The organism is Streptomyces durocortorensis (genome assembly GCF_016901035.1).
Taxonomy (GTDB): Bacteria; Actinomycetota; Actinomycetes; order Streptomycetales; family Streptomycetaceae; genus Streptomyces; species Streptomyces durocortorensis.
Genome location: NZ_JAFEUF010000225.1, coordinates 1 through 11,010, shown reverse-complemented (window position 1 = coordinate 11,010; position 11,010 = coordinate 1). Strand labels below are relative to the sequence as shown.

The 11,010-nt window shown below is 69.6% G+C and carries 6 protein-coding genes and 1 pseudogene; 3 read left to right on the top strand and 4 right to left on the bottom strand.

The window, feature by feature from the left end:
• The first annotated feature begins 15 nt into the window (after positions 1-15).
• Positions 16-3,153 (top strand): NACHT domain-containing protein, encoded by a 3,138-nt coding sequence (locus JS521_RS28985; protein WP_372448626.1) that lies wholly within the window; start codon positions 16-18, stop codon positions 3,151-3,153.
• Between the two features lie 103 nt (positions 3,154-3,256).
• On the opposite strand, the gene JS521_RS28980 is transcribed toward JS521_RS28985, so the two are convergent.
• Positions 3,257-5,785: an ATP-dependent Clp protease ATP-binding subunit gene (locus JS521_RS28980; RefSeq protein WP_205085911.1), complete on the bottom strand. Its 2,529-nt coding sequence runs from the start codon at positions 5,783-5,785 to the stop codon at positions 3,257-3,259.
• Between the two features lie 450 nt (positions 5,786-6,235).
• Between JS521_RS28980 and JS521_RS28975 the strand changes: the two genes are divergently transcribed.
• On the top strand, positions 6,236-6,850 hold the full coding sequence (locus JS521_RS28975) for an SCO3374 family protein (RefSeq protein WP_205085910.1): 615 nt from the start codon (positions 6,236-6,238) through the stop codon (positions 6,848-6,850).
• Here JS521_RS28975 and JS521_RS28970 read toward each other — a convergent pair.
• The 3 genes from JS521_RS28970 to JS521_RS28960 all read right to left on the bottom strand — a co-directional run bounded on the left by JS521_RS28970 (position 6,829) and on the right by JS521_RS28960 (position 8,334).
• Positions 6,829-7,164 (bottom strand): histone-like nucleoid-structuring protein Lsr2, encoded by a 336-nt coding sequence (locus tag JS521_RS28970; RefSeq protein ID WP_003968298.1) that lies wholly within the window; start codon positions 7,162-7,164, stop codon positions 6,829-6,831. The genes JS521_RS28975 and JS521_RS28970 overlap by 22 nt on opposite strands.
• A gap of 144 nt (positions 7,165-7,308) precedes the next feature.
• Positions 7,309-7,878, bottom strand: a complete 570-nt coding sequence (locus JS521_RS28965; RefSeq protein ID WP_205085909.1) for an amino-acid N-acetyltransferase — start codon at positions 7,876-7,878, stop codon at positions 7,309-7,311.
• Between the two features lie 9 nt (positions 7,879-7,887).
• On the bottom strand, positions 7,888-8,334 hold the full coding sequence (locus JS521_RS28960; RefSeq protein ID WP_239487985.1) for a BlaI/MecI/CopY family transcriptional regulator: 447 nt from the start codon (positions 8,332-8,334) through the stop codon (positions 7,888-7,890).
• Between the two features lie 122 nt (positions 8,335-8,456).
• Between JS521_RS28960 and pepN the strand changes: the two are divergent.
• A pseudogene (pepN, locus tag JS521_RS28955) lies at positions 8,457-10,949 on the top strand (aminopeptidase N); the annotation flags it as partial.
• Between the last annotated feature and the right edge of the window lie 61 nt (positions 10,950-11,010).

Sequence of the window (11,010 nt, the reverse complement as noted above, 5' to 3'; positions counted from 1 at the left end):
GGCCAGGTCCGCGACCTGCTGGTCTGTGATCTGGATGGCGCGCCCGCCGCCGGCCCGGACCGGATACCGGCCACCGTCGCCTGGATCGACTACCAGCTGGACGTCGCCCTGCTGGAGGCCGTCGAACCGGTGCGGGCCGCCCCGCCCGTGCGGCTCGGCGTGATCGACACCCGCCAGGCGATCCCCGGCTGCGAGATCACCGGCTTCCCCCGCGTCCAGCGCTACGGCCCCGACCGGCGGCTGGAGGCGGACCAGTACACGGCGACGGTCCTGCCCGTGGCGGGCCAGGTCCGCGACCTGCTGGTCTGTGATCTGGATGGCGCGCCCGCCGCCCGCCCGGACGACGAGCCGGCCGCCCTGTCCGGGCTCTCCGGCGGCCCCGTCTTCATGGGGGACGTGCTGCTGGGCGTGGCCCGCCAGGTGCCCCGGCAGCGCGACGGCCGCCGGGTCGAGTGCGTGCCGCTGGGTCCGGTCCTCGCCGCGAAGCCCTTCCGGCTGGTCTGCCGGCGTGCCGGGGTCGAGCTGCGCGAGGAACGCGTCCACGGCAGCTTCCCGCGCGACCTGCGGTACGAGGCGGAGTACGCGCAGGCGCTGGGTGCCAAATACCGCCGTACGAAGATCTTCGGCCTGGACGAGCTGAGCCGCCACGACCGGGAATGGGACCTGGACACCGCCTACCTGAGCCTGGAAGCTCAGGCCCAGGACCGGGCCGCCCCGGGTCCGCCCCTCCCCCGCCGCATCGACGACCTCCTCGCCGACCGCCCCCGGGTGCTGCTGCGCGGCGACGCGGGCGCGGGCAAGACGACTCTGCTGTGGTGGCTGGCCGCCCATGCCTCGGCCCGCACCCTGGGCGACGCGCTGGCCCCGCTCAACGGCCTGGTCCCCTTCGTGGTGCCCCTGCGCACCCTGCGGGCCCGCGGGGTGACGTTCCCGGGCCCGGCCGAGCTGTCCACCGCGGCGGACCTGCCGATCGACACGGCCCCGGAGGGGTGGGCGGGCCGGGTTCTGGCCTCGGGCCGGGCGTTATTGCTGGTGGACGGCCTGGACGAGGTACCGCCGGAGGAGCGCGAGCAGGCCCATTCCTGGCTCTCGCAGCTCCTGGCCCGCTTCCCGGACACCCGGTGCGTCGTGACCGTACGGCCGCTCGCGGTCGAGGCGGACTGGCTGCGCTCCGAGGACTTCGCGGAACTGCGCCTGCTGCCGATGCGGAACGAGGACATCCAGTCCTTCGTGGCCTCCTGGCACCGGGCGGCCCGGCTGTCGGAGGAGGACGACGCCGAGCGGCTGGACGGACTGGAGCGCGACCTCGCCCACCAGTTCGCCCAGAACCCCACGCTCCGTGACCTGGCACGTACGCCGCTGCTCTGCGCGGTGATCTGCGCCCTGCACCGCCGCCGCGACGGCTTCCTGCCGGAGACCCGCTGGCAGCTGTACCGCTCGGCCCTGGAGATGCTGCTCGGCCACCGGGACGACCGACGCCGGATGGGAAACCCCGAGGGCATCGCCCTGGACATCGAGGAATCCACCCAGCTCCTCCAGCGGATCGCCGTGTGGCTGGTCCGGGAGGGCCAGTCGGAGTTCACCCGGCCCCAGGCCCTGCGCCAGCTCCGCCGCGCCCTGACCGGAATGGAACGGGTCAGCGTCCAGGGCCCGCCGGAGAAGATCCTCACCCATCTGCTCAACCGCAGCGGCCTGCTCCAGGAACACGGGGACGACACCTACCAGTTCATCCACCGCACCTTCCAGGACTACCTGGCCGCGAAGGAACTCGTCGAGGACGAGCACCTGGGCGAGCTGCTGCGCCACTCCGGCGAGGAGTCCTGGCAGGACGTGGTCCTGCTGGCGGCGGGGCATTGCGGACGGCGTGAGCTGGCCGCGCTGGTGACAGGGCTGCTGGACGCGGGTCAGCAGCAGGCGACCGGGACGATCGAACGCACTGGCCTCCACGTCCTCGCCGCCCTGTGCGCCGGGCACGCGACGTGGCTGGACGGAGCGGTACGGGACCGGGTCCGGCGCAGCACGGCGTCACTGTTCCCGCCGGCCGACGAGGCCCACGTACGCTCGCTGGCCCGGCTGGGACCGGCCGCGCTGGAGTTCCTGCCCGAGCCTCAGCAGGTGCCCGACGAGGGGCCCGGCGCCGAGAACGTGGCCCGGCTGATCACGCGGATCGGAGGAGCCCTCGCCGTCCCCCATGCCCAGGAGTGGGTACGGGCCCACCCCCGCCTCAACAGCACCCTCGTGCACGCGTGGGACCGATTTCCGCCCGAGGAGTACGCCACCGAGGTGCTGGTCCACTGCAATCTGCCACGGTCCGCCCTCGTGGTGAGCGACCTCGGTCGGCTGAGGGCGCTGCGGCACATCCCAGCCCTGTTCGCTCTGTCGCTGCACGGGGACCTGCCCGAAGCGGAGATCGGTGCGGCGCTGGAAGGCCAACGGATCGAAGTGCTCGGCGTGGGCCCGAACACCCTGCTCGCTGGGCTCTCCTGCCTGAGCCCCCTCAAGGCCACCCTGCGAGCACTGGGCATCACACAGTGCCCCGCGGTCCAGGAGTTGGCGCCGCTCACCGAACTCGACGGGCTCATGACCCTGACTCTGGACATGCGGACGATAAGGCTCGGGAACCTCGCCCCGCTGACCGGCCTTAGCTCTCTGGTACACCTCAGCCTGAAGCAGCTCGCGGTCGACCGGCTGAGCGAGATCGCTCCCCACCCCGGCGTCAGCACGTTGACCGTGACGAACCAGCGTCCGCTCATGCTGGACGGCCTCGGCGCCTGGACATCGCTCAGAAATCTGGAGATCTCCGAGCCGACGACGTTCGACGTCGCCCTTACCGCCCTGCGGGAGCACTCCCGGATCACCCGCCTCGGCCTCACCGCGTTCCCCTGGGCGCACCAGCCGGACCCGAAGCATGACGCCCCCGCAGTCGAGCACCTGACGGTTCCGGCCCCGCACCACGGCGAGGACATGGGCGTGCTGCGCAAGCTCTTCCCCGGAGTCACGAACCTCACCGTGGAAGCCTCGGAGCGGCGCGTCCTGGACCTCACCTCCCTGCACACCTGGCCGGACCTTCAGGTGGAGGTGACCGGGCTGAGGCAGTCTCGCCTCATCGGGGCCGAGGAACTGGGCGACCGGCTCACCGTCAGGTCCTACTGACCCGGGCCACTCCGCAGACGCAAGAAGGGGCTGCCCCGGACCGGTACGGATACCGGTTCCGGGGCAGCCCCTCACGCGCTCGGGCTCACGCCCTAACTGCGCGTCACGCGTCCTTCGTCAGGTTCGGGCCGGCGCCGCCTGCCGCCTGCTCGATCGGGGGGACGTCGGGCAGAGCCGACTTCTCCTCGCCGCGGAAGGTGAACGTCTTGTCGTCACCCTCGCCCTCGGTGCCCACGACCACGATGTGACCGGGACGCAGCTCGCCGAAGAGGATCTTCTCGGAGAGGACGTCCTCGATCTGCCGCTGGATCGTCCGGCGCAGCGGCCGGGCGCCCATCACGGGGTCGTAGCCCTTCTTCGCGAGCAGCGTCTTGGCCTCGCCACTGAGCTCGATGCCCATGTCGCGGTCCTTGAGACGCTCGTCGACCTTGGCGAGCATGAGGTCGACGATCTGGATGATGTCTTCCTCGGTCAGCTGGTGGAAGACCACCGTGTCGTCGACACGGTTGAGGAATTCCGGCCGGAAGTGCTGCTTGAGCTCTTCGTTGACCTTGGTCTTCATCCGCTCGTAGTTCGTCTTGACGTCGCCCTGGGCGGCGAAGCCCAGGTTGAAGCCCTTCGAGATGTCCCTGGTCCCGAGGTTGGTCGTCATGATGATGACCGTGTTCTTGAAGTCCACGACCCGACCCTGGGAGTCGGTCAGGCGACCGTCCTCCAGAATCTGGAGCAGGGAATTGAAGATATCGGGGTGGGCCTTCTCGACCTCGTCGAAGAGGACGACGGAGAACGGCTTGCGGCGCACCTTCTCGGTGAGCTGGCCGCCCTCCTCGTACCCCACGTAACCGGGGGGCGAACCGAAGAGGCGGGAAACCGTGTGCTTCTCGCTGAACTCCGACATGTCGAGGGAGATCAGCGCGTCCTCGTCGCCGAAGAGGAATTCGGCGAGCGTCTTGGACAGCTCCGTCTTACCGACACCGGACGGGCCGGCGAAGATGAACGAGCCACCGGGGCGCTTCGGGTCCTTCAGGCCGGCTCGCGTACGGCGGATCGCCTGCGAAAGGGCCTTGATGGCGTCCTTCTGCCCGATGACGCGCTTGTGGAGCTCGTCCTCCATGCGCAGCAGACGGGAGGACTCCTCCTCCGTCAGCTTGAAGACCGGAATGCCGGTCGCCGTGGCCAGGACTTCGGCGATCAGCTCGCCGTCGACCTCGGCGACGACGTCCATGTCGCCGGCCTTCCACTCCTTCTCCCGCTTGGCCTTCGCCGCCAGCAGCTGCTTCTCCTTGTCGCGGAGCGAGGCTGCCTTCTCGAAGTCCTGGGAGTCGATGGCCGACTCCTTGTCGCGGCGGACGCCCGCGATCTTCTCGTCGAACTCGCGGAGGTCCGGCGGCGCGGTCATCCGGCGGATGCGCATCCGGGAGCCGGCCTCGTCGATCAGGTCGATCGCCTTGTCCGGCAGGAAGCGGTCCGAGATGTACCGGTCGGCCAGGGTCGCGGCCTGGACGAGGGCCTCGTCCGTGATGGAGACCCGGTGGTGGGCCTCGTAACGGTCGCGCAGACCCTTGAGGATCTCGATGGTGTGCGGCAGCGACGGCTCCGCGACCTGGATGGGCTGGAAGCGGCGCTCAAGAGCGGCGTCCTTCTCCAGGTGCTTGCGGTACTCGTCGAGCGTGGTGGCGCCGATGGTCTGGAGCTCACCGCGCGCCAGCATGGGCTTCAGGATCGAAGCCGCGTCGATGGCGCCTTCCGCGGCACCCGCACCGACCAGCGTGTGGAGCTCGTCGATGAACAGGATGATGTCGCCGCGGGTGCGGATCTCCTTGAGGACCTTCTTCAGGCGCTCCTCGAAGTCACCCCGGTACCGCGAACCGGCGACGAGTGCGCCGAGGTCCAGGGTGTAGAGGTGCTTGTCCTTGAGGGTCTCGGGCACCTCGCCCTTGACGATCGCCTGGGCCAGGCCCTCGACGACCGCCGTCTTGCCGACGCCGGGCTCGCCGATGAGGACCGGGTTGTTCTTGGTCCGGCGGGACAGCACCTGCATGACCCGCTCGATCTCCTTCTCGCGCCCGATGACCGGGTCGAGCTTGGATTCACGAGCGGCCTGGGTGAGATTCCGGCCGAACTGGTCGAGCACCAGGGACGTGGAGGGCGTGCCCTCCGCGGGGCCGCCCGCGGCCGCCGTCTCCTTGCCGCCCGAGTATCCGGAAAGCAGCTGGATGACCTGCTGCCGGACCCGGTTCAGGTCGGCGCCCAGCTTCACGAGGACCTGAGCTGCGACGCCCTCGCCCTCGCGGATCAGGCCGAGCAGGATGTGCTCGGTGCCGATGTAGTTGTGGCCCAGCTGAAGGGCCTCGCGGAGCGACAGCTCCAGGACCTTCTTGGCTCGCGGAGTGAAGGGGATGTGCCCGGACGGAGCCTGCTGGCCCTGCCCGATGATCTCCTCCACCTGCTGGCGGACCGCCTCGAGCGAAATCCCGAGGCTCTCCAGGGCCTTAGCGGCGACACCCTCACCCTCGTGGATCAGGCCCAGGAGGATGTGCTCGGTGCCGATGTAGTTGTGGTTGAGCATCCGGGCTTCTTCCTGAGCCAGGACGACAACCCGCCGCGCGCGGTCGGTGAACCTCTCGAACATCGTTAATCGCTCCTCAGAGCGGTCGGTCAGTGAGGGGTCGGTCCCCTCCCAGTCCTTCCGCATGCTAGTCCCGCAGGACGGGACAGCTCATTCCAACTGCCGACATCCGTCCGGATCACCCCGCGCCGGGCGGGGATTCTTACTGCCGAACAGCTGACAACTGCTCCAACCCGATGGTGCGAGACGATGTTCCCGCAGGCCAGGCAGATACCCCTTTCGCCAGTACGCCGATGGCGAACGTGAGACGCCTTGGCCTGCGTGTCGCCCCTTCCCACTAGGAAAGTCTTACCCGCAATCACTGACAGTCCATGCGGCGCGCCCCGGTTCCCTCCGCTACGGGCGAACAACCTTGCGCTGCTGAATGCTCTCGCGCGCCCCTATGGCCGGAACGGAACGTGATGCAACGCGGACCCTGCGTAACTCCGGGGGCGGTTCGGCGGTTCATCGGACATGACCCCCACCGTCCCGCAGCCCCGATCGTCGCCCGATGCCGATCCGGGTTCCGCCGATGCCGCACTCGCCCGGCGGTACGCGAAGGAGCTGGGCTGGGCCACCGCGGGGCGGGATCCGCTGCATCTGCTCACCGGGGTGCGCTTCGATGTGCTGGAGCTGCCCGCCGAGGCCGGCCACGCCGTACTGCGGCGCGGGGTGGGCACCGGCCCCGTGCTGCTGTCCGGTACGCGGATGGGGCTGCTGGTCGCCGCGGGCGGCGCCGATGAGCTGCCGGGGCTGCTCGACTGGCTGGAGTGGGGTCCGGTCGCGCTGGACCTGACCGCCGTGGGTGCGGGGGGCCGTGTCGCGGCCCCGCCTCTCCCGGGCGCCCCGGGGGCCTCGCCGGGGGCCGCCGTGTGGCTGCGGCCCCCAGAGCCGAGGCGTGCGCCCGAGCCGGTGCTGCCGGCTTTCGCGGGCTTCGGGAGCAGCGGTGGGGGTGCCCCCGATCTCGTACGCCTGGTGGACGCGGCGGCTACGGAATGCCATCGGGTCCGGTTGTCGTGCGCCCGTTCCGGGGTGCCGACAGGGGTGCTGACAAGAGGGACGGCGGATCAGCCGTTGGCCTTCTCGTAAGCCTCACGGATCTCGGCGGGAACGCGGCCGCGGTCATTCACATTGTGGCCGTTCTCCCGCGCCCACCGGCGGATTTCCGCGGTGTCCTTGTTACCGCCGGCCACGGCACGGCCCTTGCCACGGCCCGTGGCGGCACGGCCGCCGGTGCGACGTCCACCCTTGGTGTAGGGCTCGAGAAGGCCGCGAAGCTTGTCCGCGTTGGCCGTGGTGAGGTCGATCTCGTACGTCTTGCCGTCAAGGGCGAACGTGACGGTCTCGTCGGCCTCGACACCGTCGAGGTCATCGACAAGAAGGACCTGAACCTTCTGCGCCACGGGATTTCCTTTCATCGAAAATGGAGTACGCGGAAAGGAAACCGCTTTTCTCTCGAAAACACAAACCCCCGGGAGAGGTTCAGCAGCCCGGGAAGACGGGAAACGTGCGCGATTCGGACATAGGGTTGCAGGTCCTTCTGCAGATCACAGGTGCAGAAGCATCCGGCTGTTGCCCAAGGTGTTCGGCTTCACTCGTTCGAGACCGAGGAACTCCGCGACACCCTCGTCGTAGGAACGCAGCAGCTCACTGTAGACATCGGTGTCGACGGGCGTCTCTCCGATCTCGACGAAGCCGTGCTTCGCGAAGAAGTCCACTTCGAAGGTGAGGCAGAAAACCCGCCGGACACCGAGCCATCGCGCGGTCTGCAAGAGCTTGTCCAGCACGTGATGCCCCACTCCCGCGCCCTTCGCGCGGGGGTCGACGGCAAGGGTCCGTACTTCCGCCAGGTCTTCCCACATGACATGAAGTGCGCCGCACCCGATGACGGTCGCGTCCTCGTCGCGTTCCGCGACCCAGAACTCCTGGATGTCCTCGTAAAGGGTGACGGTCGCTTTGTCGAGCAGGATGCCCCCGGACACGTACCCGTCGAGGAGCCGTCGCACGGACCCGACATCACTCGTCCTGGCCCGCCGGACGGTGATGGCGGGCTTATTTACCGACGGGTCGGTATGGAGTTCGGTTTCCGGATCGCTTTGCGGCTGCTCTGAGGACATGCCCCGACGCTATCGCCCGCTCTCCGGCGTCGCGTCATCGGTCGGTACGTCATCTCCGGCGGCGTCGGCGGTCGGTTCCGCGGGGTTGCCCAGGGCGGTTTCGGCGGGGCCGCCGGGGGCGGTTTCCGCAGGATTGGGGGAAACCATACGAACGGCGTCCTGCAGCGCTTCGCGCTGCTCGGCGGACATCATGCCGAAGAACGCGACAAGCGCGGCGGCGGGGTTGTCGCTGAGTGACCAGGCTTCGTTCATCAGTGCGGCCGAGTAGGCGGCCCTGGTGGAGACGGCCGTATATCGATAGGCCCGGCCGTCGACTTCCCTGCGTACCCAGCCCTTCTGATGGAGATTGTCCATTACCGTCATCACGGTCGTGTAGGCGATGGACCGTTCCTGCTGAAGGTCCTCAAGGACTTCCCGCACCGTGACCGGTCGGTTCCATTGCCAGACGCGCGTCATCACGGCGTCTTCGAGGTCTCCCAATTGACGGGGCACGCGATCACTTTAGTGCCAGATGTCCCGAATGGCCTGCTCTTTGGGCAGCAAAAAGCGCACGCCACCCACCAAAACATCGCGCGCGGGGCGCGCCCGGCGAGGACGGGGGCGGGGGGCCGCGTACGTTCCGGTCGCTCACCACGATCCGGTTCCGCTCCGCCCGGGCCGGCGCCTCCACCTTCGCCGACTTGGTCGCGCCGGGTGTGGACGCGGTGACGCTGAACGGGAAGGCCCTCGACCCGGCCCTCGTGTTCGACGGGACGCGGGTGGCGCTGGACGGGCTCCTGGAGGGCGAGAACGTCCTCGTCGTCGACGCCCGCTGCGCGTACAGCAGGACCGGCGAGGGCATGCACCGCTTCGTCGACCCGGAGGACGGCGAGGTCTACCTCTACACGCAGTACGAGCCGGCCGACGCCCGCCGCGTCTTCGCCAACTTCGAACAGCCCGACCTCAAGGCCCCCTACCGCTTCCAGGTCACCGCCCCCGCAGGCTGGCGGGTCTGGTCCAACGGGGCCGAGGAGTCGCACGAGGGCGGGGTGTGGACCTTCGCCGAGACGAAGCCGATCTCCACGTACATCACTGCCGTCGTCGCCGGTCCTTACCACTACGTGAGCGATCACTACAGCCGTACGTTCGACGACGGCACCACGCTGGAGATCCCGCTCGGCGCGATGTGCCGCAAGGGGCTCGCCAAGCACTTCGACGCGGACGACGTCTTCCTGATCACCAAGCAGGGCCTCGACTTCTTCCACGACCACTTCGACTACCCGTACCCCTTCGGGAAGTACGACCAGGCCTTCGTGCCCGAGTACAACCTCGGCGCCATGGAGAACCCGGGCATGGTCACCTTCCGCGAGGAGTACATCTACCGCGGCAAGGTCACCTCTGCGGCCTACGAGCGGCGGGCCAACGTCATCCTGCACGAGATGGCGCACATGTGGTTCGGCGACCTCGTCACCATGGAGTGGTGGGACGACCTGTGGCTGAAGGAGTCCTTCGCCGACTTCATGGGCTCCTTCTCGATGGTCGAGGCGACCCGGTTCACCAACGGCTGGATCACCTTCGCCAACAACCGCAAGGCCTGGGCCTACCGCGCCGACCAGCTGCCCTCCACGCACCCCATCACGGCCGACATCCGTGACCTGGAGGACGCCAAGCTGAACTTCGACGGGATCACGTACGCCAAGGGCGCCTCCGTGCTCAAGCAGCTCGTGGCGTACGTGGGGCGCGACGCGTTCCTCGAAGGCGCCCGGCGCTACTTCAAGAGCCACGCGTACGGGAACACCCGGCTCGGGGACCTGCTGTCCGTGCTCGCCGAGACCTCCGGGCGGGACATGACCGCCTGGTCGCGCTCCTGGCTCCAGACGGCGGGCGTCAACGTGCTCACCCCGGTGCCCGTGTACGACGCGGCGGGCGTCCTCACCGAGCTGGCCGTCGTCCAGGAGGCAGCCGCCTCGCACCCGGAGCTGCGCCCGCACCGCGTCGCGGTCGGCCTGTACCGGCGTACGCCCGAGGGCGAGCTGACGCGTTACGCGCGCGCCGAGGTGGACGTGGCCGGCGAGCGGACCGTGGTGGAGGCCCTGGCCGGGTCCGAGCGGCCCGATCTGATCCTGGTCAACGACGACGACCTCACGTACTGCAAGGTCCGCTTCGACGAGGGGTCGCTGGCCACGCTCCGCGACCACCTCGGTGACATCACGGACCCGCTGGCCCGCGCCCTGTGCTGGTCGGCCCTGTGGAACCTGACCCGGGACGCGGCTCTGCCGGCCCGCGACTTCGTCGCGCTGGTGCTGACGCACGCCGGGCGGGAGAGCGACATCGGCGTCCTGCAGATGCTGCACGCCTGGACGCAGTCCGCGCTGGTCAACTACGCGGCACCGCAGTGGCGCGAGGAGGGCGGCCGGGCGGCGGCCGAGGGCGCGCTGCGCGAGCTGCGGGCCGCCGAGCCGGGCAGCCAGCACCAGCTGACCTGGGCCCGCTTCTTCGCGGCGGTCGCCTCGTCCGAGGACGACTTCCAGCTGCTCGGCGGGCTGCTGGACGGTACGGCGAAGATCGACGGTCTCGATGTCGACCAGGAGCTGCGCTGGGCCTTCCTCTCGCCGCTGGCCTCGCACGGGGCGGCCGACGAGGCTGCCGTCGACGCCGAACTGGCCCGCGACGACACGGCGTCCGGCAAGCGCCACCACGTACGGTGCCTGGCCTCGCGGCCGTCCGAAGCGGTCAAGGCGCAGGCGTGGGCGGCGGTCGTGGAGTCGGACAAGCTCTCCAACGCGCTGGTCGAGGCGACCATCGCGGGCTTCGGGCAGCCTTCGCAGCGGGAGCTGCTGGCCCCGTACGCGCACCGCTACTTCGAGGTGATCGAGCGGATCTGGGCGGAGCGGTCCATCCAGATCGGCATGCACGTGGTGCGCGGGATGTTCCCCGGGCTCCAGGACAGCCCCGAGACCCTCGCGGCGACCGACGCCTGGCTGGGCGAGCACGAGGACGCGGCCCCGGCGCTGCGGCGGCTGGTGCTGGAGGCCCGGGACGATCTCGCGCGGGCGCTGCGCGGCCAGGAGTGCGACCGGGCCGGAGCGTAAGCGGGGCGGGGCACAGAAGGGGCGCCCGGGCGGGGCGTGGGTGGCCGAAGGGGCGTGACAG

Excerpts from the sequence above, each read along its gene's own strand:
- JS521_RS28980 (WP_205085911.1), bottom strand. The coding sequence starts at position 5,785 with ATGTTCGAGAGGTTCACCGACCGCGCGCGGCGGGTTGTCGTCCTGGCT.
- JS521_RS28975 (WP_205085910.1), top strand. The coding sequence starts at position 6,236 with ATGACCCCCACCGTCCCGCAGCCCCGATCGTCGCCCGATGCCGATCCG.
- JS521_RS28965 (WP_205085909.1), bottom strand. The coding sequence starts at position 7,878 with ATGTCCTCAGAGCAGCCGCAAAGCGATCCGGAAACCGAACTCCATACC.
- JS521_RS28960 (WP_239487985.1), bottom strand. The coding sequence starts at position 8,334 with ATGACGCGCGTCTGGCAATGGAACCGACCGGTCACGGTGCGGGAAGTC.